This window comes from Paenibacillus sp. MABNR03 (genome assembly GCF_050455445.1).
Lineage (GTDB): Bacteria > Bacillota > Bacilli > Paenibacillales > Paenibacillaceae > Paenibacillus > Paenibacillus xylanilyticus.
In genome coordinates this window covers 151,992-177,348 of record NZ_JBCIYR010000005.1, presented here as the reverse complement: position 1 = coordinate 177,348, position 25,357 = coordinate 151,992, and the positions used below count along the sequence as shown (strand labels likewise).

The 25,357-nt window shown below is 50.1% G+C and carries 15 protein-coding genes; 12 read left to right on the top strand and 3 right to left on the bottom strand.

The genetic code is table 11. From position 1 onward, the window contains the following. The first annotated feature begins 2 nt into the window (after positions 1-2). The 6 genes from AAIH57_RS23715 (at position 3) to dnaI (ending at position 14,235) form a co-directional block, all read left to right on the top strand. Positions 3-2,354, top strand: a complete 2,352-nt coding sequence (locus tag AAIH57_RS23715; protein WP_430023222.1) for a glycoside hydrolase family 3 N-terminal domain-containing protein — start codon at positions 3-5, stop codon at positions 2,352-2,354. 4 nt (positions 2,355-2,358) lie between these two features. After that, positions 2,359-5,499, top strand: coding sequence for an alpha-mannosidase (locus AAIH57_RS23710; RefSeq protein ID WP_430023221.1), 3,141 nt, complete (start codon positions 2,359-2,361; stop codon positions 5,497-5,499). Positions 5,500-5,750: 251 nt separating this feature from the next. Next, positions 5,751-7,070: a glycoside hydrolase family 125 protein gene (locus AAIH57_RS23705; RefSeq protein ID WP_430023220.1), complete on the top strand. Its 1,320-nt coding sequence runs from the start codon at positions 5,751-5,753 to the stop codon at positions 7,068-7,070. Then, entirely contained in the window at positions 7,067-10,240 is a 3,174-nt protein-coding gene (locus tag AAIH57_RS23700) for a beta-galactosidase (RefSeq protein ID WP_430023219.1), read from the top strand. The genes AAIH57_RS23705 and AAIH57_RS23700 overlap by 4 nt, the downstream gene beginning before the upstream one ends. 4 nt (positions 10,241-10,244) lie before the next feature. After that, on the top strand, positions 10,245-13,055 hold the full coding sequence (locus tag AAIH57_RS23695; protein ID WP_430023218.1) for an alpha-mannosidase: 2,811 nt from the start codon (positions 10,245-10,247) through the stop codon (positions 13,053-13,055). 229 nt (positions 13,056-13,284) lie between these two features. Beyond that, complete coding sequence (gene dnaI, locus AAIH57_RS23690) at positions 13,285-14,235, top strand: primosomal protein DnaI (RefSeq protein WP_175399257.1); 951 nt, start codon at positions 13,285-13,287, stop codon at positions 14,233-14,235. A gap of 92 nt (positions 14,236-14,327) precedes the next feature. Here dnaI and AAIH57_RS23685 read toward each other — a convergent pair whose 3' ends face one another. Beyond that, positions 14,328-14,483, bottom strand: a complete 156-nt coding sequence (locus AAIH57_RS23685; protein WP_175399258.1) for a YqzM family protein — start codon at positions 14,481-14,483, stop codon at positions 14,328-14,330. A gap of 266 nt (positions 14,484-14,749) precedes the next feature. On the opposite strand from AAIH57_RS23685, the gene trxA reads away from it, so the two are divergent. Together trxA and uvrC are read left to right on the top strand one after the other, a co-directional pair. Continuing rightward, the gene (trxA, locus tag AAIH57_RS23680) at positions 14,750-15,067 is read left to right on the top strand and encodes a thioredoxin (RefSeq protein WP_095292059.1); all 318 of its coding nucleotides are present in this window, start codon (positions 14,750-14,752) and stop codon (positions 15,065-15,067) included. 281 nt (positions 15,068-15,348) lie between these two features. Continuing rightward, positions 15,349-17,445, top strand: coding sequence for an excinuclease ABC subunit UvrC (gene uvrC / locus AAIH57_RS23675; protein ID WP_430023217.1), 2,097 nt, complete (start codon positions 15,349-15,351; stop codon positions 17,443-17,445). Here the strand turns inward: uvrC and AAIH57_RS23670 are convergent. Next, a complete protein-coding gene (locus AAIH57_RS23670) occupies positions 17,414-19,111 on the bottom strand; it encodes a CPBP family intramembrane glutamic endopeptidase (protein ID WP_430023216.1) in 1,698 nt (565 codons plus the stop codon). The genes uvrC and AAIH57_RS23670 overlap by 32 nt on opposite strands. A 485-nt stretch (positions 19,112-19,596) precedes the next feature. Here AAIH57_RS23670 and AAIH57_RS23665 point away from each other — a divergent pair, with 485 nt between their 5' ends. Both AAIH57_RS23665 and AAIH57_RS23660 read left to right on the top strand, forming a co-directional pair. Then, positions 19,597-20,916, top strand: a complete 1,320-nt coding sequence (locus AAIH57_RS23665; protein ID WP_217506625.1) for a TrkH family potassium uptake protein — start codon at positions 19,597-19,599, stop codon at positions 20,914-20,916. A gap of 16 nt (positions 20,917-20,932) precedes the next feature. Continuing rightward, complete coding sequence (locus AAIH57_RS23660; RefSeq protein WP_175399262.1) at positions 20,933-21,604, top strand: potassium channel family protein; 672 nt, start codon at positions 20,933-20,935, stop codon at positions 21,602-21,604. 62 nt (positions 21,605-21,666) lie between these two features. Here the strand turns inward: AAIH57_RS23660 and AAIH57_RS23655 are convergent, their stop codons facing one another. After that, positions 21,667-22,590, bottom strand: a complete 924-nt coding sequence (locus AAIH57_RS23655; protein ID WP_175399263.1) for a LysR family transcriptional regulator — start codon at positions 22,588-22,590, stop codon at positions 21,667-21,669. A gap of 294 nt (positions 22,591-22,884) precedes the next feature. On the opposite strand from AAIH57_RS23655, the gene AAIH57_RS23650 reads away from it, so the two are divergent. Together AAIH57_RS23650 and sdhA are read left to right on the top strand one after the other, a co-directional pair. Then, the gene (locus AAIH57_RS23650; RefSeq protein ID WP_175399264.1) at positions 22,885-23,553 is read left to right on the top strand and encodes a succinate dehydrogenase cytochrome b558 subunit; all 669 of its coding nucleotides are present in this window, start codon (positions 22,885-22,887) and stop codon (positions 23,551-23,553) included. A 41-nt stretch (positions 23,554-23,594) separates the two neighbouring features. Next, positions 23,595-25,337 (top strand): succinate dehydrogenase flavoprotein subunit, encoded by a 1,743-nt coding sequence (sdhA, locus tag AAIH57_RS23645; protein ID WP_175399265.1) that lies wholly within the window; start codon positions 23,595-23,597, stop codon positions 25,335-25,337. The last annotated feature ends 20 nt before the right edge of the window (positions 25,338-25,357 follow it).

Below are 25,357 nucleotides of genomic sequence, written 5' to 3'. Positions count from 1 at the left end.
GGATGATGACATACAAGGACAAGAGTAAGTCCGTAGAGGAACGGGTACAGCACCTGCTTGGCCTGATGACTACGGAAGAGAAGGTGGGCCAGCTCATCCAGCCTTTTGGCTGGCAGACATATACAAACGACCAGGGGAACATCACGCTTAGTGAGTCCTTTAAGGAGCAAGTGGAAAATGGCGGCGTCGGCTCTCTCTATGGTGCGCTTCGAGCCGATCCCTGGACCGGAGTTACGCTTGAAAATGGTTTATCCGCAAGAGAAGGTGCAGAAGCCGTAAACCTGATTCAACGCCATGCTGTCGAGCACTCCCGTTTGGGTATTCCCATCCTGATTGGGGAGGAATGCTCTCACGGTCATATGGCAATTGACGGAACGGTGTATCCCGTACCTCTGCTGCTCGGCAGCACTTGGAACGTGGATCTGTACCGTGAGATGTGCCAGGCGGTAGCACGAGAGACGCGTGCCCAAGGCGGTGCGGTTACGTATTCTCCGGTACTGGATGTCGTACGTGATCCGCGTTGGGGACGTACCGAGGAATGTTTCGGCGAAGATCCGTATCTCATTGGGGAACTGGCGGTTGCCTCCGTGGAGGGACTTCAGGGAGAAAGCCTTGACCGGGAGGATGCGGTAGCTGCGACGCTGAAGCATTTTGTCGGTTACGGCAGCTCGGAAGGTGGACGCAATGCGGGTCCTGTACACATGGGCTGGCGCGAGTTAATGGAGGTGGATCTGTATCCATTCCGCAAAGCGGTGGAAGCCGGTGCAGCGTCCATCATGCCGGCTTATAACGAAATTGATGGCACGCCTTGTACGGTGAATACGGAATTGCTGGACCATGTTTTGCGCAAAGACTGGGGCTTTGACGGTCTGGTCATTACGGACTGCGGCGCAATCAACATGCTGGCAGGCGGGCATGATGTTGCAGCCGATGGGATGGATGCATCTGTCCAGGCCATTCAGGCAGGCATCGATATGGAAATGTCCGGTGAGATGTTTGGACAGTATCTGGTGCAGGCTGTTTCGGAGGGCAAGCTTGATGTGCAGGTTTTGGACCAGGCTGTTTGCCGCGTACTGGCTTTAAAATTCAAACTGGGATTGTTTGAACAGCCTTATGTGGATGCCGACCGGGCAGCAGAAGTGATTGGCAGTGAGCAGCATATCCAGCTGGCACGCCAATTGGCTGCAGAAGGAGTTGTCCTGCTCAAAAATGCGGAATCCGCGCTTCCGCTATCTACAACAGGGGCTGGTCGAATTGCCGTAATTGGACCAAATGCGGATCATGCCTACAATCAGCTGGGTGATTACACGTCACCACAACCCAAATCCAAAGTGGCAACGGTACTGGATGGGATCCGCTGCAAGCTTGCAGGGAACGAAGCTGTACATGTGGATGGAACATCTCGAGCTAATCCGTCCAGTCAACCGGAACAGGTACTCTACGCGCCAGGCTGCCGAATTAAAGGCGATTCCAGAGAAGGCTTCGAGCATGCCATTGAGATTGCCGGCAGGGCAGATACTGTCATCATGGTGGTTGGCGGCTCAAGTGCCCGTGATTTTGGGGAAGGAACGATCGATCTGAAGACCGGTGCATCCAATGTGTCTGATGATTCTTGGAATGATATGGAGTGCGGCGAAGGTATTGACCGTATGACGCTAGGGCTTGCGGGAGTACAGCTGGAACTCATTCAGGAAATTCACAAGCTTGGCAAAAAGCTGATCGTTGTCTACATCAATGGCCGTCCCATCACTGAACCTTGGGTGGATGAACATGCCGATGCCATTCTGGAGGCATGGTACCCGGGTCAAGAGGGCGGGCATGCCATTGCAGACATTCTATTTGGCGATGTGAATCCGTCGGGCAAATTGACGATCTCCATTCCGAAGCATGTCGGTCAGTTACCCATCTACTATAACGGCAAACGTTCCCGGGGCAAGCGTTACCTCGAAGAGGATCTGGAGCCTCGTTATCCGTTCGGTTATGGACTAAGCTACACCACTTTCGAATATAGCGAGCCGAAGCTTAGCAGGGCATCCATGACAGCTGGCGAATCAGTTAAAGTATCAGTCAATGTAACTAACACGGGTCCTTGTAAGGGAGCGGAAGTAGTGCAGATGTATGTCACGGACGTGATTAGCCTAATGACTCGTCCTGCCAAGGAACTGAAGGGGTTTGCAAAAGTAAACCTGGAGCCTGGTGAGACACAAACGGTTGAATTCCGGATTGGGGCAGAGCAGCTGCAATATATCGGACGGCAATTAAAGCCCGTCGTTGAACCGGGTCAATTTCATATTCATATCGGCGGCAATGTGAAGGATACGCAAATGGCCGAGCTGACGGTAAAGGAGGCGTAAAACAGTGGAACGCATCAGACGATTTATCCGCGAACTGTCCGAACATCAGTGGCTGGAGCAAGTGGAGCTCCGCAGCTGGGAAATTACCCGCGCTTATTATGACGTGCCGGGAAAATATGAGAATCAAGGGCCTTATCCGGAGGGAGAAGGCCTCGATCGTTTTCCAAGCACGCAGGGAACCACCTACTTTTTTCGGACGCATCTGGAGGTCCCTTCTTCCTGGAACCAGGCTCCATTCGGGCTTGTATTTGAATCGGGAGGCGAAGGTTTGCTGCGGGTGAACGGGCATTCTTATCAGGGTCTGGACCGCAATCATACGTACGTTACGCTGGACCCGTCCAGCATCGGCACGAATCCCAAGCTTGAAATCGAGCTGTTCGATCCGGTGCCTGAACCGGTGGATCCATTGAATCAACAGGCGGTTATTCAGCCGCCGATCACATCGATTGCCAGCTTGCTGGTAAGACCGAACGAAGCGGTTCGGAGTCTGATGTATACGGTCATCATTGTGCGTGATTCGGCCGTGCTGCTGCCGGAAAGTGACTTCCGGAGGGTTCGTCTGCTGGAAGCCATCTATCGTGCGATGGACCAATTTGTTGGCATGACAGATGAAGGGATTCAGCAGGGGAAGGGTATTCGCCATATTGAGGAGAGCCTGAGGCATCAGGTGCGCGAGATTGGCGGCAATGCGGAAGGGCTCGAACATATGGTGGGGCAGTCTCATATCGATATTGCCTGGTTATGGCCTGTGCGCGAGACCGTACGCAAAACGAGTCGCACCTTTTCGACCGTGGATGCACTCATGAATGAATATCCGGACTATGTGTACTCCCAGAGTCAGCCCTTGCTGTATGCCTTTTTGAAGGAGCATGATCCAGAATTGTATGCCCGGGTGAAGCAGCGGATTGCCGAAGGGCGCTGGGAGCTGGTTGGCGGCATGTGGGTTGAGCCGGATCTGAACATTCCAAGCGGAGAGTCCCTGATTCGCCAGATGTTATATGGTCAGCGTTTTTATATGGAGGAATTCGGCAGGACATCTCAGATTGAATGGCTGCCGGATACATTCGGGTACTGTGCTTCCCTGCCTCAGATTTTGAAGCATGGCAAGGTGGACTATTTCATGACGACGAAGCTGGGATGGAACGATACGAATGTATTCCCATACGATCTCTTTCACTGGGTTGGCATTGACGGAACACCGATTCTTTCCTACCTCAATCATGGTGTCAATGAACACACATTACCGAAGGATATTCATGATCACTGGCAGTCCTATCGCGAAAAAGCGGCACATCCCGAGCATATGCTCCTGTATGGGCACGGAGATGGCGGCGGTGGGGTAACACGCGAGATGCTGGAGTACGTGGACCGGGCAGATTTGATGGTAGGACAGCCTGCAAGTCGCTACAGCACAGCCGCAGCTTTTTTTGCAGGAATTGAAGCAGGGCAGCCTGCACTTCCTGAATGGCACGGTGATCTGTACCTGGAACTGCACCGGGGTACGTATACGACTCATGCACGCAACAAGCGAAACAACCGCAAAGCAGAGGTCCTGTATCGTGAAGCCGAGCTGTGGAATACACTCGCTCTACCGGACATGGAGGAGCAGGCAGAAGCCAAAGTGCGTTCGGCGCTGCATGATGGCTGGAAGCTGATTTTGCTGAATCAATTCCACGATATCATTCCTGGTTCAGCAATCACGGAATCATACGTGACTTCGGATGAGGAGTATGTACAAGTATTTGAACTGGGTAGAACCGGACTGGATCAAGGTGTTGCAGCATTGACGAAGGGCATTAACACGCAAGGTCCAGAGGGTTCAGTGGCCTATGTTGTGTTTAACAGTCTGGGCTGGAAACGCAGTTCAGTCGTTCAGCTCCCCTTGCACGATGGAATTGATCGTTACGCAATAGATGAAGAGGGTCAGCGTCTGCGGATGGATCGGGAGGATGGAACCATTTCAATTCTCGTGACGGACATCCCGGCGTTTGGATATAAGACGATTTGGCTGGTACCGGAAAATACAAGGGAAACGAATGTACGCGAAGTGATGAACCTTGCCGGGCAACCGACCTTTAACGATACCTGGGATACCGCATTTTATCATATTCAGTTTAACGAACGTGGAGAGATCACTCGCCTGTGGGATAAAACTGCAGAACGAGAGATGCTGAAGCCGGGTGAACGGGGCAATCAACTTCACTTTTTCCATGACCGTCCAACGCTCTGGGATGCATGGGATATTGACAGCCGTTATGAAGAACAGATTGCTGGCGAAGTGGAACTCTTGGAGAAAAATCTGGTGCTGGCCGGTACAACGAAGGATGTACTGCGGTTCCGCTGGAAGCTCCATCAATCGGTGATTACGCAAGATATCGTCTTCTACCATGATTCACGGCGGATTGACTTCCAGACACAGGTGAGCTGGAATGAAAATCACAAGCTCCTGAAAGTTGGTTTTCCAATCGATGTGGTGACCTCCAAGGCAACATTTGAGATTCCATTTGGCGCACTGGAACGCCCAACGCATCGCAACACCAGCTGGGAACAGGCTCAGTATGAAGTTTGTGGACATCGGTTCGCAGATGTATCGGAATATGGATACGGTGTGAGTCTGCTCAACGATTGCAAATACGGGTATGACGTACAGGGAAGCACCATTCGTTTGTCCCTGCTGCGTGCACCAAAGTGGCCTGACCGGACGGCCGATCTGGGAGAACATGAATTCACGTATTCCCTGTATCCACACGAAGGAGATTGGCGAAGTGCACATACGGTACGTCAGGCTGCCGAGCTGAATCATGAGGTGACGGTACAGCAGGCGAAGCAGGAACAACAGAGTACGGAGAAAGCAGTAACTGCTGCCGCCCGCACTCGCCCGGCAACCGGAGCATGGATTGATTTTGATAGCAAGCACGTCATTCTGGATACGGTCAAAATGGCAGAGGATGGACACGGCACGGTACTTCGTTTCTATGAATCTTCAGGCAAACGTGAACGTGTAACCTTGCAATGGCCGCATGCCTTTGAACTAGCCTGTCTTTCCAACGCGTTGGAAGAAGCGGGCGAGCCGCTGACCAGTACTGATGGTCAGATTACGTTATCTTTTAAACCTTACGAAATCAAAACCGTGCTGCTGCGGTAAACCTTTTTTAAATATCTTTGAGCTATGTAGGAGTAAACGTATTTACACGATAACGGAGAGGCAGAAAGGATCCGAAGAAGCGAAGCGTTCGCCTTTATTCCTGGATTTTCCCTTTGAAGAAGGGAATCCAAAAAATCTGGGGATAACAGCGATCGGAGGATATTTCTGACCGCGCAGTGGTCCAGTGTAAAATTGATGTTTTTTCCTAAATAGCTACACTATTCAATACGTTTAAGGAGTTGCACTCATCCATGGAACAATTCAGATTACCCAAAATACCCATGCCGCCCGTTGCATTGCCGCAATCCATTCAGGCAGTGATCGCAGAAGCGGAACAGAAGCTGGCTCACAGACCGAAGCTGCTTCAGCTGTTCAAGAACTGTTTTCCCAATACAATCGAAACGACGACGAAGCTGATGGAGGATGGCACGACTTTTGTTATCACCGGGGATATTCCGGCTTCCTGGCTGCGCGATTCCGTGGAACAGGTTGTACATTACATTCCGTTTGCGAAGGAAGATGAGGACCTGCAGCGGATCATCGGCGGGCTGATCAAGCGCCATATCCAGTATGTTCATATTGATCCGTATGCCAATGCCTTCAATGAGACAGCCAATGACTGGCATTGGAACACCACGGATGAGACCGACATGTCGCCATGGGTGTGGGAACGCAAATTCGAGATTGATTCGCTCTGCTTTGTTATACGGTTGGCCTATTTATATTGGAAGGAAACCGAGCTGACCGACATTTTCGATTCAAGCTTCAAGGCAGCGATGCGCAAAATCGTGGACCTGTTCAAAGTGGAACAGCATCACATGGAACAATCTCCATATCGCTTCACGCGGAATAACGGCATTCCGACAGACTCTCTCCGTAATCACGGGAAGGGCATGCCGGTCAACTATACGGGCATGATCTGGTCCGGCTTCCGTTCCAGCGACGATGCATGCGATTTTCACTACAACATTCCAGGCAACATGTTTGCGGTTGTAGCTTTGCGCCAGATGCAGGAGTTCGCCGAGTGGGTGTTCCGGGATATGGCGCTGCTGCAGGAGCTTAAGGATCTGGAGCAGGACGTGGATCACGGCATTCAGCTGTACGGTATTTATCGTCATCCGGAATTCGGGCCCATCTATGCGTACGAGACGGATGGTTTCGGCAATTACTGTCTCATGGACGATGCCGGTACACCAGGACTGATGTCCATTCCGTACCTGGGTTACGTAACAGCAGATGATACGATCTACCAAAATACCCGCCGTTTTGCTCTGAGCAAAGAGAACCCGTTCTATTACGAGGGCAAGGTTGCGAAGGGGATCGGCAGCCCGCATACACCGCCGGATTATATCTGGCATATGGGTTTATCCATGCAGGGACTGACGGCACAGTCTGCCGAGGAGAAGCTGGAGATCATTCGCATGCTCGAAGCGACGGATGCGGATACAGGTTATATGCATGAAGGCTTTCACGCCGATGATCCGACGATTTTTACAAGAAAATGGTTTGCATGGTCCAACAGCCTGTTCTCCCAGTTGGTCTATAAATCCATGAAGGATGGCCTGTTATGAGCCGTGCACATGTGAATGACCAAAAGCTGATTGTTTTCTCCGATCCGGATTTTCCGGTGGAAGGCCAATTGCCATCCCGTCAGGCTCTGGATGCATGGCAAGGTGCTGAAGAGATTGTCGTTGCAGGTGCAGGCGAACTGGCTGAGGTGTTGAAAGCAGTTGCAGGCAAGGGCTGTCTGGTGAATCTGCATGCACCCTATTTCCCCAAATCCGCCTGGACGGAAATTGCAGCCTATCTGCATCAGGGAGGAAGCCTGATCAGTGTGGGTGGAGCTCCCTTCAAGCGTCCTGTCCGGGATGAGGATGGAGCTTGGGTTGTGGAGTCAGAGCAGACCGCGTATCACCAGGAACTTTATATTCATGAGACGCTGAACGTATCTTCAGCGAACGTACAAACCTACACGTCCTCTGTGCAGATCCCGCTGCTTGCTGGCAAAGAGGGACTGTTCGAGATTGCAGACACGTGGAATCTGGTCCCGCATACCACCAAATCCAGTGACCTTCCTCACCAGATGGGGTCGGCCGGGCCAATGAGCACGCAGATCTATCCGCTGCTTTGCGGAGTGAGCAAGGATGGACGCAGCATCGCTGCTCCGGTCGTCCTGTGGGAGAACTCCCGCAGTACGTTTGCCGGTTCACGATGGATGTTTGTGCATCTGCCGCTGACTGCTTCGTTCTGGGAGGAGAACGGTGCTGCCGAGCTTGTGAAGTGGGCACAATTCTGTGCCAAAGGGGTAACCGAACTGTCCCTGAAACCGAACTATGCCTCTTACGAACCAGGTGAACGGGCTGTGCTTACTCTTCAGGGCCAGATTCTACAGCGGGCAGGACACAGACGCACAGCGTCCGAGCGGTGGACATTTGACCTGACCGTTGAACGGGAGGATCGCACAAGTGGCACAGCTGAGAAGGTATGGAGCCATCGGCTGGAGATGGAACTTTCCGGAGAGCAGCAGTTTGCACGCCTCCCACTCCCGGTTTCAGTAGAGAGTGGGCTGTACCGGATCGTATGCCGTGCGGTAGCACCTGACGGAGAAGTCAGGATCTTGCGCCAAGGTTTCTGGGGTCAGGATACTGCATTGCTGGCAGAAGGGGAAGTCATTACCCACAGCAGAGACTATTTCGTAAAAGATGGACGACCCCTGCCTGTTGTGGGCATGACGTACATGACCTCCGATGTTGCCCGGAAATTTCTATTTCTACCGAATGCCGACGTATGGGATCGGGACATGGCACAGATGGCGAAAGCCGGGATTAACTGGATTCGGACCGGAATTTGGACGGCTTATCGTAATATGATGCAGGTGGATGGCCACATGGCAGAGGATGTGCTGCGTGCCATTGATGCATTCCTGTTAACGGCGAAACGCCACGGCCTGCAGGTAACGTTCACTTTCTTCTCCTTTACACCGGAAACGTGGGAAGGAACAAATCCATATTTGGACCCGCAAAGTGTCGATGCACAGAAGCGTTTCATCCGCAGCATCGTCAGTCGGCATACGCAAACCACGCATGTGGATTGGGATCTGATCAACGAGCCATCCATGTTCGACCCGGTGCGCATCTTCTCAGCTGGCCCGCGTTCGGCCAGGGATTCGCATGAACAGCAGGCTTTTATCAATTGGCTTCAGCAGCGGCATAAAACAATTGAAGCACTGCAGGAGGCATGGAACATGTCACCGAAGCAGCTTCCGAACTTTGCGGCCGCTGTCATCCCGGAGCCGGAAGAGATTAATTTTGATGTACAGGACATGCACAAGGCCAAAAAAGGAACCCGCTGGCTCGATTATTGTCTCTTTTCCATGGAGATGCACAATGTCTGGGCAAGAGAGCTCGTAGGAACAATCAAGGATCTGGTACCAGATCATTTGGTCACTGTGGGGCAGGACGAAGCCCTTGGTGCACAGCGTCCTTCACCGTTCTTCTATGAACGCGAAGTAGATTACACAACCGTACATTCCTGGTGGCTGAACGATGATCTGGTTTGGGACGGCATTTTCACCAAAACACCACACAAACCAAATCTCATCCAGGAAACGGGCATCATGTATGTGGAAACCCCGGATGGCCGGGCCAAACGCACGGAAGAAGAACTGCGCGGCATTCTGGAACGCAAATATGCCTATGCATTCTCAACTGGCGGTGCAGGAGCAGTGCAATGGATCTGGAATACCAACTTCTACATGGATAATGCCAATGAGTCTCATATCGGGGCGCTTCGTGCAGATGGTACAGAAAAGCCGGAGGCCGATGTGTCTTATGATTTTGGCCGGTTCATGCACAAGGTTCGTGACCTCTTCGAAGATCGTGAGCTGGAGGAAATTGCGGTGGTATTCCCATACTCCAATGACTTCTCCAACCGTTCCCTGGCCTATGATGCAACAACCAAGCTTACTCGTGTGATGTCCTATGATCTGAAACTGCCGTTCCGTGCCGTATCGGAATATCATCTGGAGGCGCTTGAGCAGCAGCCGCCGAAGCTGATTATCGTACCGAGTCCACACAATATGGATGACGACGCACTAAGCCAACTGCTCGCGTTCACGGAGAAGGAAGGAGCAACCCTGCTCATCACTGGACCACTGGGGCTGGACGCATACTGGAAGGCAAGTGACCGGGCAGATCATATCGTGGGTAAACGCAGTCTGGGTAACGTGCAGCGAGAAGAGCTGCTGAACATTAATGGAGTGAATCACCGTGTGACCTATGGACGGCGCCGTATTGCCGAAGTGGCGAAGGAGTCCTTGCTTCATGGGGATAATACTACACCAGATGAAGTAACCGTTCTGCCATGGGGAAAAGGGAAGTTAATATGGACCCCACTGCCGCTGGAGTTAAACGGACGGGATGAGCCACTTGCGGAATTATATCGTTATGCGACTGGAATTGCGGGTATTCAAAAGGAGCTGGAATGGAATGCCGGCGGTGACATTGCAGGAATCTACGGACGGAAGCTGAGTTTTCCAAAAGGACATTTGTATGTGTTTGTATCAGAGTCTGCCCTAACTCATGAGGTAAACGTCAGAGACCGTCGTACAGGTACCTCATATGCGTTCCGATTGGAGAGAAATCGTTCTGTGCTTTTCACCACAGATGCTTCAGGAAATCTGCAGACCGTGTATCGTCCGGATGAGGTTGAGATTGTACAACAAGCTGGAGAGGTGGGATAACGCAATGACCGAACAACAGAATAAAGCTGCTACCAAAACCAAAAGAGCCCATATCATTTCACATACCCACTGGGACCGGGAATGGTATTTGCCATATGAGAAGCACCATATGCGGCTGGTTCAACTGGTGGATTCACTATTAGATCAGCTCGATCAGGGATCGGATTACAAAAGCTTTTATTTAGATGGGCAAACGATCATCATCGATGATTATCTTCAGGTTCGTCCGGAGCAGAAGGAGCGGCTGGAGAAGCATATCCGCAATGGACGGATTGTGATTGGGCCATGGTATATTTTGCAGGATGCGTTTCTGACAAGTGGCGAAGCCAATGTCCGCAACATGCAGGTTGGACATAAGGATGCCAAGCGTTACGGTACACCCTCGAAGATCGGTTATTTTCCGGATACCTTTGGTCTGGTCGGACAGACTCCGCAGTTGATGCTGCAATCCGGCATTGATAACGTCTTTTTTGGACGAGGCGTGAAACCTACAGGCTTCAATAATACGGTTTCGGATGCGGGATATGAATCCAGCTTCTCGGAGCTGATGTGGGAAGGACCGGATGGATCGAAAGTGCTTGGTGTATTGTTTGCCAATTGGTATTCCAACGGTAACGAAATTCCGGTAGACGAGGCATCAGCTCGCAAGTTTTGGGAAACCAAGCTGGCAGACGCCGAGAAATATGCCTCGACCAATGAGCTGCTCTATATGAACGGTTGCGACCATCAGCCCATTCAACGCGATCTGCCGGAAGCGATTCGGATGGCTGAGCAGTTACATCCCGACATCGAGTTCGTTCACTCCAACTTTCCGGATTACCTGACTGCACTGAAAGAATCGGCTGAGCATGAGTTGTCCACCGTCAAAGGAGAGCTGCGCAGCCAGCGTACCGATGGCTGGGGAACCTTGGTGAATACGGCCTCGGCTCGTGTTTATTTGAAACAGATGAACCAATGGGGTCAAGCGATGCTGGAAAAAGTGGCTGAGCCGCTGGCCTCCTACGCGTATATGCTGGGGCATGCTTATCCGCATGATCAGCTGACGTATGCCTGGAAAACGCTGATGCAAAATCATCCGCATGACAGCATCTGTGGCTGCAGTGTGGATGAGGTTCACCGCGAGATGGTCACACGATTCGAGAAGAGCCGTCATGTCGCTGAAGCAATGATTGAAGAGAGCACAAGCCAGATTGCTGCCTCGGTGGATACCTCGATCTTTGCAAGTTATGGCGAGGATGCACGTCCACTGATCACCTTCAATACGACAGGTTGGGAGCGCAGTGGTGTTGTTCAGATAGAGTTGGATGCGGCTCGCTTATACTTCCGTGATGGTTTTTCACTGGAAGATATGGCTGCCCAAATGAACAAGCTTGACCTGTCTGGTCACATTCTGGTTGATGAAAAAGGGGCACATGTTCCGTGTACAGTAGAAGATCTGGGGTTGCAGTTTGGTTATGATTTGCCGGATGACCGATTCCGCCAGCCGTACAGCTGCCGCCGGGTCAGAATTACATTTGAAGCCGAAAATGTGCCTGCACTTGGCTTGAAATCATATGCCTGGGTTCGAAGTGAACTGCCGCAAGCCGAGAATGTTAAGGGAGACCTCAATCCGATGGGCTCAACATTGTTGCGTGGCGAACGGGGCATGGAAAATGAATATGTTGCCGTAAAGATCGCAGACAATGGTTCCTTTACACTGACGGATAAACGAACAGGCCGGACTTACAAGGATCTTGGCGTGTATGAGAATGTTGGCGATATTGGTAACGAGTACATGTTCAAGCAACCGGAGAACGAAGTGGCCCTGACGACGAGTGAGCTGCAAGCTGAAATCCAGATCCTTGAAGATACGCCGTACCGTGCTGCCTACGAAATCGTCCATCATTGGGAAATTCCGGTGTCAGCGGATGAGATGCTGGATCGTGAACAGCGGGAACTGATCTATTATCCGCATCGCAAGGCACAGCGGTCCAAACAAACCGTAACGCTTCGCATTCGCACGCTCTTGTCGTTAAGCCGCAGCGGAAAAGGAGTTCGTTTGGAAACCACGTTCAACAATCAGGCGAAGGATCATCGTGTGCGCGCTCTGTTCCCGACAGATTTGGAGACTGCTGTTCATCATGTGGATTCCATGTTCGAAATTGCTGCTCGTGATAATGTACCCGCACCAGAGTGGCAAAATCCAAGCAATACGCAGCATCAGCAAAGTTTTGTGGATGTGAGCGAAGAACAGGCTGGGTTAGTCGTTGCCAATCTGGGTCTGAATGAATATGAAGTCCTTCAGGATGGACGCAATACGATTGCCGTAACGCTGCTGCGCGCTGTGGGGGAACTCGGAGACTGGGGATTGTTCCCGACACCGGAAGCACAATGTCTGGGAGAGCATTCGTTCCAGATTGAGATCATTCCACATGATGGAAATGGCGCATCGTCAGGTGCATACATCGAGGCTTACCAGTTCCAGGTGCCGTGGACTTTGGTCCAAACCGATGTTCATTCAGGCATGCTGTCATCAGCTCATACACCATTTGCGTGGCAAGGAGAATGTATGGCATTCTCCTCACTGAAAGTAAATGAGGAATCAGGAGATCTGATGATGCGCTGGTACAACATGGTGCCGAGCATAACCCTGCTGCAACTTTCAACTGCTGAATTGAATACACAGCAATACGACGAGGCATACAAGAGCAACATTTTGGAGGAAAAGGGCGAGAAATTGGCTTCGTCCGATCATTCTGCTGGACCAGTTGGCGGCAAAGAATGGTCCATCCAGGCAGGCCCTTGCGAGATAGTTACCTTAGGTCTGCACCGTTAAGCCTCGACCCTAGGGGGGCGTCATGGTCATTATGTGATTTCACCGCGATGCGCTGCTTCATGAAGGAAGATCGTTTTTTCCAGCCGGAACATGTTGAGTTATGCCTCGAGTTTCTATAGAATGAACAATAGAATTGCAATCGATCGAAGGATACTCTGCCATCATCATGGTTATTGGTAAAATTCAGGTGGTTCATTCTATATCGAATACATTAAGGGGGCTTGAAGCCATGGAATCCTTGGGAGGACTGCTTCAGCAGCTGAATCCTTCCTTTCGTGAGCAGTCGCGGCGAATAGCGGCGGAATTGATGGAAGATCCGTACGTACGCGAATTCCGCGCAGGTCATCCGGAATTGAAAGATGCACAACTCATGACCGATCTGAGCAAGCTGTATCAGTATGCCCGAGATTCGAAGAACTGTGCGAATTGTCCGGGCCTGGACAACTGTCCTAACGATTTCCAGGGTCACTTTTGCAAACTGGAAGTAGAGCATTTTAACGGTAAACCCGAAATTATAGATAAAAAAGCTCCGTGTTCCAAGCACATTGCAAGGCAAAATGAGCATGTGATCAAGAAGAGAATCCGCAGCTTCTATGTGGACGAGCGTGCACTTAGTGCCGGATATAACGATGTGGAAATTATGGGCAAGGATCGGATGCGTGCTCCGGCAGTGAATCAGGTTCTGCGTTATATTAACGAGACCAAGGAAAATGGGTTGTCTCCGCAAGGACTTTTTCTTGAAGGATCATTTGGAACAGGCAAGACGTTTCTAATGTGTTATCTGCTGCACGAATTGGCCGTCGCGGGTTATACGGGTGTCATTATCTATATGCCTGATTTTGTGGAAGATTTGAAATCCATGATCACTGAAGGGCAGAAACTGAAGGAAACGACAGATATTCTCAAAAGCTGTGACCTGCTTATCTTCGATGATATTGGCGCAGAGAATCTGAATCCTTGGGTTCGGGATCATGTGATGGGCTCCATTTTGAACTACCGCATGAATCGCAAACCGACGTTCTATACGTCCAACTATAATCTGGATGGGCTTGAGAAGCATCTCAGCTTTACGAGCAGGGATGGCGAGGAGACGAACAAGGGTCAGCGTTTGATGGACCGCATTCGTCCATTTGTCGACGTGGTCTCTGTTCGGGGCGAGAATCAGCGTGGGAAGCGCTAATCTGTATTATGCACAAGTAGTCCACAAAAAAGCCTGGCTTTTCGCGGTAATCGCGGAAACCGGGCTTTTTTGGTCCTGCGCGGGCCTGAATCCTATTCGGTCAGGAATTTGAAGATGACCATACCGAAAAAGATCACGGTCATCAGGCCACCCATGCCGGCAACACCCGCAATAAGATCAAACAGATCGTTACGGGGCTCCTCGTTCACATGTTCACGCGGGTCGTTGATCCGCACATTTGCGTCCATGTTTATTGCCTCCTTATGAGGATCGACAGCTCGCCCTTCCAGGGAGCTGAAGCCCGGAGTAATTTTAGTATACTTGGAAAAGAAAGCGTTTGTAAAGATTTTGCAGCAATCGTGTCAAGTTTGCCAATTGTGAAGATTTGATGGTGGAGAGATGAACATTGACGCATGTATTTCACAACTTTAGATGACCTGTGTTATACTGGAAGTGTCGTTCACGACGTTACAGGTTAAAATAAACCGTAAGTATATATAAGGAGGACAATTTCATGGCTATTGTTAACGTATCCGATCAATCCTTTAACGCTGAAGTCGAAGGAGAAGGAACGGTTCTTGTTGATTTCTGGGCGCCTTGGTGCGGTCCTTGCAAAATGCTCGCTCCAATCCTGGAAGAGCTGTCCACCGAAGTTGGCGATGCAGTGAAAATTGCCAAAGTCAATGTTGACGAAAATCCGGAATCCGCTTCCCGCTTCGGCGTAATGAGCATTCCGACATTGATCTTCTTCAAAGACGGTCAACCCGTTGATAAAGTGGTTGGTTTGAATTCGAAAGAAGCACTCAAAGGAATCATTGAGAAGCACCAATAATTCACTAGGCTAACAGATACGCCTCCGGTTATGCGCCGGGGGCGTTTTGCGTCGAATATCTTTTTATAGGACAATATAAAGTAAGCATTATTTACACTTATAATGTAGAGTACAGAACCGATTCGAAGAAGCGAAGCGCTCGCATTTATCCCCGGATTTCCCCATGCAAATGGGATCAAAGAAATCCGGGGATAACGGCGATCGGAGGACGGTACTGTAATCGGAATGGCTGAGTGTAACCGTTGATTATACTTTTTTCGGAAGGGAGGACCCACCGAATTATGGATGAATTCATAAATGTCCTGCAAGAGCAGGAGCAGGCACTGGAGCAGATTCGGCATAAGCTGGCACTGCTGCCCGACATGCCAGGCTGTTATTTGATGAAAAACAGCGAAGGGACCATTATCTATGTAGGTAAGGCCAAAGTGCTGAAAAACCGCGTACGCTCTTATTTTATCGGCAGTCATAACGGAAAGACGCAGCGTCTGGTATCCGAAATCCGTGATTTCGAATACATTGTGACCGGCAGCAATATGGAAGCACTCATACTGGAGTGTAACCTGATCAAAAAACACATGCCGCGTTATAACGTCTTGCTCAAGGATGACAAAACCTTTCCCTATCTTAAAATTACGAATGAAAAGCATCCCCGGCTCGAAGTGACCCGGCGCGTGCTGAAAGATAAAGCCAAGTACTTCGGACCTTATCCGAATTCATACGCGGCACACCAAACCAAAAAGCTGCTCGACCGCATGTATCCGCTGCGCAAATGCGGCGTGATGCCAAAGGAAGTGTGCCTCTATTATCACATGGGACAGTGTCTTGCCCCTTGTGTGAAGGAAGTGGAGAAGGAGCAGTACGACCAGATTTCACAAGAGATTGGTTCATTTCTGAGCGGTGGTCACGAAGAGATTAAGAAAGATTTGCAGCGAAAGATGCAAGAGGCTGCGGAGGACCTTTATTTTGAACGTGCCAAGGAATTGCGCGATCAGGTGATCGCCATCGATGCGATGATGGAAAAACAGAAAATTACGATGGCGGATGCCAGAGACCGTGATGTGTTTGGTTTCGCCATTGATAAAGGCTGGATGTGTGTCCAGATTCTATATATGCGTCAAGGAAAAATGATCGAGCGCCATGTCTCGACATTCCCGTTTTATGGCGAAGCGTACAGTGACTTCATGTCCTACGTGACACAGTATTATAGCGATAACCCGGCATTGCCGCAGGAGATATTACTGCCGGAAGTTCCTAAAGAACTGGCTGCTGGGGAAGAAGGGGATACAGCTGATGCTGCCATTGCTGATGTGCCAGCTGCTGTGACATCGGAATCGGACCGTTTGTCATCAGCACCAGATGATGGTTCTGCTGATGAACCATTGGTTGCCGAGTCCCGTGCATCTTATGGGGAAACTCAGGCTCCTGAAGGAACTGAAGGAGCAGTGCAAACCGATATGACTCCAGATCTTTCCGATCAACAGGAGAGTGCTGTTGAAGAGACAAACCGACCTGGACTGGAAGATCCTTTCCAAGCGGCAGCCGCTCTGCAGGAGTGGCTGGAGATCAAGGTTCACATTCCCCAGCGCGGGTTGAAACGTCAAATGATTACGATGGCTGTGGATAACGCGCGTGTGGCACTGGAAGAGAAGTTCCGCCTGATTGAACGAAACGAAGAACGCACATCCAAAGCATCTGAAGGTCTCGGACGATGGATCGGGCTGGACCAGCTGCGCCGGATCGAAGCGTTTGATAACTCGAACATTCAGGGTACCAACCCGGTATCGGCGATGATTGTATTTACCGATGGCAAACCGGATAAGAAGGAATACCGTAAATATAAGGTCCGTTCGGTTGAAGGACCTGACGATTATGAAACGATGCGAGAAGTCATTCGCAGGCGATATGAGCGGGTGCTGAAAGAAAATCTCACCCAGCCTGACCTGATCGTTGTGGATGGCGGGAAAGGGCAGATTTCGGCAGCTGTGGACATATTGGAGAACGAATTGGGACTGTTTATTCCGGTATGTGGTCTCGTAAAAGATGCCAAACACAAAACGTCTCAGCTGATGATAGGCAATCCGCCGGAAGTCATCTCACTGCCGCGGGACAGCCAGGAGTTTTATCTGCTGCAGCGAATTCAGGAAGAGGTTCACCGCTTTGCAATCTCATTCCACCGGGAGCAGCGCGGAAAGTCCATGGTCACTTCGCGTCTCGATTCCATTCCAGGCATTGGCGAGAAGCGCCGCAAATTGCTCCTGAAGCATTTTGGCTCTTTGCGCAAAATAAAAGAGGCCAGCGTCGAAGACTTCCGGCCTCTATCGATTGGTGATAAGCTTGCCAAACAAATTATTGCAGCACTTCGGGATGAGGAGTCGTAACATACGACTTCTCTTTTTTTTGCGGATTCATTTTGTAGATGACATATCCAACGATAGCTGGGAGCACAATCCAGAAGATCCCTGCGGAGACATTCAGCACATCACCCATGAAGATCAGGCTGAGTCCCATCAGCAGGCTGTCGAAGATGACATGGCTGAAAACAACAGCGATAAAGCCGTGACGCAGCATAACCAGACTGAACAGCAACCCGATGACCATCAACTCAATAGGGCGTGTAATGACCGGATAGATTGGATACAAGGTATGTCCGAGTGCCCAGATCAGCGTTGGGATCAGACAGGCGATGAAGGTGTTTCGCACCATTTTCTGCATCATGCGAATTCCGAACAGACGGTATACCGCTTCCTCTCCAATTCCGGCCATCCAGGCCATGATGGGAAAGATCCAGGCGTACGACATATTGTATGTCGATTGATCTGCCGAAGTGGTAGACCAGCTTCCGATGCTTCGTTCCAGAATGAAGAATAGGATCGATTGAACTCCTAGCAGAATAAACGCCCATAGGTAACCCGCATACATACTATGAAGGACATATTTGCCGTATCCAGGCTCTTTCGCACGCGGCCAGGGATTCAGTCCGATTTTGCGCCACATGCCATCACCTGCAACGAGTGAGAGGTAGATGGTTGCACTCATGACCAGTGTGATTCCTGTCTGCATGATCATCAGAAAGGCGAGCATGAAACTGGACAGGCCCTGTGCCTCGAACAACGGAATCATGTTAAGCGTACCGATCACGGATGCAGCGAAGTATACCAGTGAGAGGATGATTCCGCGTTTGAATGTCGTGTGGGTCCGGGTGAGAATGCTGTAGATAATCGCCAGCACACCGAGTACAAACGTCAGGAATGCATACCCTCCATAGGTCATCCAGTTGGCCTGACGGGTTTGTTTTTGGACATAATCGATATGGGCGTCAGGGACCGAAAAGACGGATTCAAAGGAGCGGACCGCTCCGTTTTCAAAGGTAAAATTCAGTTCCAGCTTGGAATCGCCAATCTGCTTCTCAGCATCCGTGTAGGTTAGACCCCCTTCACCTTCGCGAGTCTCCAATTGAAGTTTAGGAACTTCATAGCCGAATTCGCCAAGAATTCCAGAAGCAAGCTGCTCTTTTTCGTTCAATGAAATATTGCCTTCAGCAAGCTGAATCGTCGCATTACGTTTGCTCTTATCCTGCTCGACTTCAGCTGAAGCATACAGGGAGGAAGGAACTTCCCGTTTAAAACCGACGACTTTTCCTGTTCTCATATGTACGTCCACATTCAAATAACCGCCGTTGTCCACATCGGGCAAACGAACGCGGAACACATCGTAGGGATACGTTGCTTCCCATTTTTGATTATACGTGTCAAGCTGTTTGGTTTTGGCCATGTATCCGTAGATATCGGAATGGGTTTGATAGGTGACCAGTGTCTTTCCGTTATCCGTAGGAAGTGTGTAATCGGCTATGGAAGCTGCAAAGGATCGTGCAGATTGTGCTGCCTGTTCCTTGCTTATAAAGGACGTGGACTGGATATCTGTGGTTTGTGATGAAGTAGCAGGAAAGATCTGAAAGACAAAAAACAAAATCAGGCCAATCGCCGCCAGCAACCCTAAACGCTTGAAATTAGCTTTGAGTACCAAAGGCTGCCCTAAGGGGTTCATGTAATGGTGTTCCTCCTTTATTAATTTGGATATTAAAGTAAAGATATCACAGGCCTAACCCTGAATGCCAATGATGAAACGAAAAGACGTGCAAATCCTTGAAAATGAATGAAAATGATCGAAAGAATCTGATCCATCCATCGATATATCTGAGTTTTTCCCTTTTTAGCGGAATTCGATGCTATTTACACAAAAATCGTTTTGTCTGTAAGAGTCATAGCGCTTATAATTTTTGAAGCAAATGTGCAATATTCCGCATGTCTTTAGCCTTGCAGGGGAACGAATAAAAGGATTCCAACCTTAATGCATATGTGGCTTTGACTCAAATCATACATGTTTACGCTCCGAAATGGGGCTTATCCAAAGTTCAGATCGCTGACGTGATGTCGGATGGATAAGTAATTCGGAGAAAGGCTCCACATCGTGGAGTCATTTTCTTTTTGGCAGAGGTGGATGATCGACAAGTGAAACTAAATGTTCAATGGATGAAGCTATCGCCTCCGCGGATTCTGGTATTGGGTTTTGCCGGAATCATCCTGCTGGGAACATTGCTCCTCATGCTTCCGGTTTCCAGCCGCAGCGGGGTCAGCCTTCCCTTTATTGATGCATTATTTACGGCCACGTCCGCGGTCTGTGTCACAGGCTTGGTTGTGGTAGATACAGGTACGCATTTCTCGGTGCTGGGTCAGGTGATCATTGCTATCCTGATTCAGATCGGCGGTCTTGGCTTTATGACCATGTCCACGCTGGTGGCAATTGCATTCAAACGGCGGATTTCCCTGCGGGAGCGATTGATTTTGCAGGAAGCGATGAACCAGAATACGATGGAGGGCATTGTGCGGCTGATCCGTAAGGTCGTGGCGTATTCTCTCATTTTGGAGGCTGTATGCGGCACGTTGTTTGCTATCCGCTGGTCATTCGATATGCCTTTCGGACAGGCGATCTATTATGGATACTGGCATGCGATCTCCATGTTTAATAATGCAGGCTTTGATATGTTTGGTGATTTCCGCAGTCTTACCGGGTATGTATACGATCCTCTTGTGAATTTTACGGCCATGTTTCTGATTGTGGCTGGAGGCATTGGTTTTATCGTGCTGTCCGATCTGGTGGATTATCCCAAAACGCGCAAACTGTCGCTGCACTCCAAGGTTGTACTATTAACAACGGGGTTGCTGATCGTATTCGGTGCGTTGGTCATTTTTGTGTTTGAGTTTACTAATCCCCGGACATTAGGGGGGCTGAACTGGGGCGGGAAACTGCTCGGATCATTCTTTCAATCGATTACGCCACGTACTGCAGGGGCCAATACGATTGATATTGCCGGTCTCAGGCAGGCAACGCAATTTTTCATCATTATGTTAATGTTTATCGGGGCTTCTCCAGGTTCCACCGGAGGCGGGATCAAAACGACAACCTTTATGATCATGATCGGAGCTGTGATCGCGATGATGCGCGGCAGGGAAGATATTGTATTTTTCAGATATCGGCTCGCCCAGGAACGTATTTTCAAGGCATTGACGATCACGCTCCTTGCGCTATTGCTGATCATCACCGTGACCATGGTGCTCACGATGACGGAAGACAGTGGTTTTCTTATGATTTTATTTGAGACGACATCGGCTTTTTCTACCGTTGGTTTATCTATGGGACTGACATTGAAGCTGACGGCGTTCGGGAAGCTCATGATCTGTTTCATGATGTTTGCGGGGCGGCTTGGACCCATTACGCTAGCGTATGCACTTGGGCAAAAAAAGGGTAAAGAACTATATAAGTATCCTGAAGGAAAAATGATTATTGGATAGGGGTTCGTGAGGAACAATGAAAAGACAGCAGTTTGCGGTGATTGGACTGGGGCGTTTCGGTTCGAGTCTGGCACAGGAATTGATGGAACTTGGCTATGAGGTGCTTGGCATCGATAAAAATGAAGAGGTCGTTGAAAATATGAGTGAATTGGTCACTCACGCTGTCGTGGCGGATGCCACAGATGAGGAAGTGCTGCGCTCGCTGGGGATCCGTAATTTCGACTGCGGCATTGTGGCGATCGGGGACGATATCCAGACCAGTGTCCTCACCGCAATCCTGTTAAAAGAGCTCGGCGTGAAAACGGTCGTTGCCAAGGCGATATCCGTTTTACACGGGCGGGCCCTGGATAAGCTGGGCATCGATCGCGTCGTTTATCCCGAACGGGACATGGGCATTCGGGTTGCCCATCAGCTCGTCACTCCAAATCTGCTGGACTACATTGAACTATCCAACGATTACAGTATCGTGGAGATGAAGGTTCCGGCTTGTCTGCACAATAAAACATTGTCCACGCTGAATGCACGTGTTCGTTTTGGCTGCAGTATTGTAGCGCTGCAGAAGGAGACTGGAGTCATCATCGCTCCGACTGCACTGGACTCGCTTCAGATGGGCGACATCATGGTCATTATCGGAATGAATGATGACATCGACCGGTTCGAACAAGAGGTGATCAGCCAGGAGAGTTGATCCAACCCTGGCATTTAGAAGAAGACAACATCCGCTCGCTAGGTGGCTCAATCACTGATCAATTAAGGCGTCGTAGTCCTCCTGGAGGGCAGCGGCGCCTTTGCTGTAAAGAGCGCAGCAGTTTCCTTGACCCACTGTCTGGACGTTTCGCTGAGGTCCTCCTTTTCCCCATAGATCATGCAGGTTGTTCGGCGGGTCTGCTGCAGCTGGGGCAGGTACACGGAGACCAGATCATTGTCCGCAAGCAGTTGAGGTCTTAGATAAGACTTTGGCAGCAGAGCAGCAGCCTTGCATGTAGGCAGAAGTCGCACGATGGCTTCGAATGAATCAATCTCCATGCGGATATCCGGCATGACGGCACAGCGCTGGAACAGATCGTCTGTAAGCTTGCGATACCAGGTACCTTTGGAAAAGGTGATCATGGGCAGATCTTGCAAATGTTCCATCCCGGCCTCTTTGCCGGACAAGGGATGCGTAAGCGGCACAACCAGTACCAAATGGTCATCAAAGAGCGGCACACAGTTCAGCCCAGCTTCGTTAATGGAAGAGGCAACAATGCCGACATCCGCCTTTTTGTCCCGTACAAAGGAGACAATCTCATGCGTTTTACCAGTCACGAGCTTGATCTCCGCGTTGGGGTGTTTTTCCATAAAGGCATTGACCAAAGGTGGCAAGGTGGTCTGAAGTGTCGTCAGGCTCGCTCCAAGCGTTATAGCACTTTGCTCCTCATCCTTGTACTGGGCAAGCATAGTCAGAAATTTCTGCTGCTGCTGCTTTTGTTCCACAGCGAACGTGTAGGCAAGCTGGCCGACACTGGTCAATTCAAGACGTTTGCCGCGGCGGTGAAAGAGGGCTACCCCCAGTTCATCCTCCAATTTGGCGATCTTGCGTGACAGGGCAGGCTGAGACAGATTCAGCAATTTGGATGCACGATTCAGGCTCGACTGCTCCACGACTGCCGCAAATGCATTTAACTCCTCGAACATATTCACTGACCTCTTTTCCATGGGTTGTGATTGTTGTCCTTGATAAATCGTTTTCAATGCGATATGCCTGCTTATCTGATGTTTCAGCTCTTATACCTATAGGTTATAACATTTAATAATTATATTGCAATTCCATTATAAGAAAAAAAGGAGTAACATGAATTGTGACACAAGTTGTTCACACCTGATGAAAACGGAACAATTTGTCGAACCTTTCCTCGGGAAAGGTTTGTGTCATGATATGCGAACGATTTTATGAAAACGTTGTATTTAGCGAAAGGGGAACGACATTTTATGAAAGGGTTTTACTCCAGAAAGCTGCACTCCTTGCTTGGCGTCATCCCGCTCAGTCTGTTTTTTTTAGAGCATCTGGTGACGAACTTCTCGGCAGTTGAAGGCGGCAAAGAAGCTTTTGACGGTGCTGTTGCATTCCTGAACAGTCTGCCTCTTGTTATTGTTTTGGAAACGCTTCTCATCTGGTTGCCGCTGTTCTATCACGGTGTATACGGTCTGTACATTGCCTACCAGGCCAAGCCTAATGTGGGACGATACGGCAATGAACGCAACTGGCGCTACACATTACAGCGGATCAGTGGTGTCATTACGTTTGTTTTCGTAATCTGGCATGTGTGGGAAACTCGCGTTCAGGTTGCATTGGGTAATGTAACGCACGAAGAACTTGGCGGTGTCATTCATGACGTCGTGATGAACCCGGTAACGTTTATTTTATATCTGATCAGTGTGGTTGCGGCCTCCTATCACTTTGCCAACGGCTTGTGGTCGTTCCTGGTCAGTTGGGGGATTACCGTCGGTCCGCGTGCACAGCGTGTATCCTCTTATGTGTGCATGAGCCTTTTCGGTATTGTGGCGATTATGTTCATCGCGTCATTGTTTGCTTTCCGGAGCATTGATTTCCAGACAGCGACAACAATGATTGATGTGGTTAAGACAGTTCTGATATAAGCATTTGTGATAAATGCTGACTTATAAGGGAGTGAACAGCAATGGCATCATCTAATGTAATTATTGTGGGCGGAGGTCTCGCGGGCTTGATGGCGGCGATCAAATCGGCTGAGGCCGGAGTCCATGTTCATTTATTTTCATTGGTTCCCGTTAAAAGATCCCACTCCGTATGTGCTCAAGGCGGCATTAACGGTGCGGTAAATACCAAGGGTGAGGGCGACTCCCCGTGGGTTCACTTTGACGATACCGTATACGGCGGTGACTTCCTCGCGAACCAGCCACCGGTTAAAGCGATGTGTGAAGCTGCACCTGGCATTATCCACCTGATGGACCGGATGGGCGTTATGTTCAACCGGACACCGGAAGGTTTGCTTGATTTCCGCCGTTTCGGGGGAACCAAGCATCACCGTACGGCATTCGCCGGAGCAACGACAGGACAACAATTGCTCTACGCATTAGACGAACAGGTTCGTCGCTGGGAAGCGGCAGGTCTGGTTACGAAATATGAGAACTGGGAGTTCCTGCAGGCGGTTGTGGACGATGAAGGTACCTGCCGCGGAATCGTAGCCCAGGATCTGAAAACGATGAAGGTGCAGACGTTCCCTGCAGAAGCAGTTATTCTTGCAAGCGGCGGCCCAGGTATCATTTTCGGTAAAACAACGAACTCGGTTATCAACACGGGTACAGCAGCAAGTGCGGTGTACCAACAAGGCGTCAATTACGCTAATGGTGAATTCATTCAGATTCACCCGACAGCTATTCCAGGTGATGACAAGCTTCGCCTAATGTCCGAATCGGCTCGTGGTGAAGGTGGCCGGATCTGGACGTACAAAGATGGCAAGCCTTGGTACTTCCTCGAAGAGAAGTATCCATCCTATGGTAACCTCGTTCCGCGTGATATCGCGACACGTGAAATCTTCAGCGTCTGCGTGGATATGGGACTTGGGGTCAACGGCGAAAACATGGTTTACCTTGATCTGTCTCACAAGGATCCGAAGGAGCTGGACGTGAAGCTCGGCGGTATCATTGAAATTTACGAGAAGTTCATGGGCGATGACCCGCGTAAAATCCCGATGAAAATCTTCCCGGCAGTCCACTATTCCATGGGCGGCATGTGGGTGGATTACAATCAAATGACCAACATTCCAGGTCTGTTTGCAGCGGGTGAATGTGAATATCAATACCATGGTGCGAACCGTCTGGGTGCAAACTCTCTGGTTTCGGCCATTTATGGTGGTATGGTGGCTGGTCCGAAAGCAGTTGAATATATCAAAGGGCTCAAAAAATCGTCCGCAGATATCAGTTCTTCTGTCTTCGATGGGTATACCAAACGTCAAACGGATAAATACGAAGGCATCCTAAAAATGCAGGGCAACGAAAATGCCTATGTCATTCATAAAGAGCTTGGTGAGTGGATGACGGCGAATATGACCGTTGTACGCTACAACGATAAACTTGAAGCCACGATCGGCAAAATCAAGGAATTGAAAGAGCGTTACGGCAAAATCAACATGTACGATACATCCGGCTGGAACAACCCGGGTGCGGCGTTTACCCGTCAGCTGTGGAACATGCTCGAACTGGCTGAAGCCATGACGCTTGGCGCATTGCTGCGTAACGAAAGCCGCGGAGCGCACTACAAACCGGAATTCACAGAGCGTAACGATGAAGAGTTCCTGAAAACGACCATCGCCAGCTGGTCGAAGGAAGGCCCGCAAATCTCGTACGAGCCTGTGGACGTTTCCCTGATCCCACCACGGATCCGGGACTATTCGAAGGACTAAGCAAAGATGATTTATTCCAA

Bases quoted from the DNA above. Each gene is read 5' to 3' on its own strand.
- AAIH57_RS23715 (WP_430023222.1), top strand. From the start codon at position 3: ATGATGACATACAAGGACAAGAGTAAGTCCGTAGAGGAACGGGTACAG.
- AAIH57_RS23705 (WP_430023220.1), top strand. From the start codon at position 5,751: ATGGAACAATTCAGATTACCCAAAATACCCATGCCGCCCGTTGCATTG.
- AAIH57_RS23700 (WP_430023219.1), top strand. From the start codon at position 7,067: ATGAGCCGTGCACATGTGAATGACCAAAAGCTGATTGTTTTCTCCGAT.
- AAIH57_RS23695 (WP_430023218.1), top strand. From the start codon at position 10,245: ATGACCGAACAACAGAATAAAGCTGCTACCAAAACCAAAAGAGCCCAT.
- dnaI (WP_175399257.1), top strand. From the start codon at position 13,285: ATGGAATCCTTGGGAGGACTGCTTCAGCAGCTGAATCCTTCCTTTCGT.
- AAIH57_RS23685 (WP_175399258.1), bottom strand. From the start codon at position 14,483: ATGGACGCAAATGTGCGGATCAACGACCCGCGTGAACATGTGAACGAG.
- trxA (WP_095292059.1), top strand. From the start codon at position 14,750: ATGGCTATTGTTAACGTATCCGATCAATCCTTTAACGCTGAAGTCGAA.
- uvrC (WP_430023217.1), top strand. From the start codon at position 15,349: ATGGATGAATTCATAAATGTCCTGCAAGAGCAGGAGCAGGCACTGGAG.
- AAIH57_RS23670 (WP_430023216.1), bottom strand. From the start codon at position 19,111: ATGAACCCCTTAGGGCAGCCTTTGGTACTCAAAGCTAATTTCAAGCGT.
- AAIH57_RS23665 (WP_217506625.1), top strand. From the start codon at position 19,597: ATGAAGCTATCGCCTCCGCGGATTCTGGTATTGGGTTTTGCCGGAATC.
- AAIH57_RS23660 (WP_175399262.1), top strand. From the start codon at position 20,933: ATGAAAAGACAGCAGTTTGCGGTGATTGGACTGGGGCGTTTCGGTTCG.
- AAIH57_RS23655 (WP_175399263.1), bottom strand. From the start codon at position 22,590: ATGTTCGAGGAGTTAAATGCATTTGCGGCAGTCGTGGAGCAGTCGAGC.
- AAIH57_RS23650 (WP_175399264.1), top strand. From the start codon at position 22,885: ATGAAAGGGTTTTACTCCAGAAAGCTGCACTCCTTGCTTGGCGTCATC.
- sdhA (WP_175399265.1), top strand. From the start codon at position 23,595: ATGGCATCATCTAATGTAATTATTGTGGGCGGAGGTCTCGCGGGCTTG.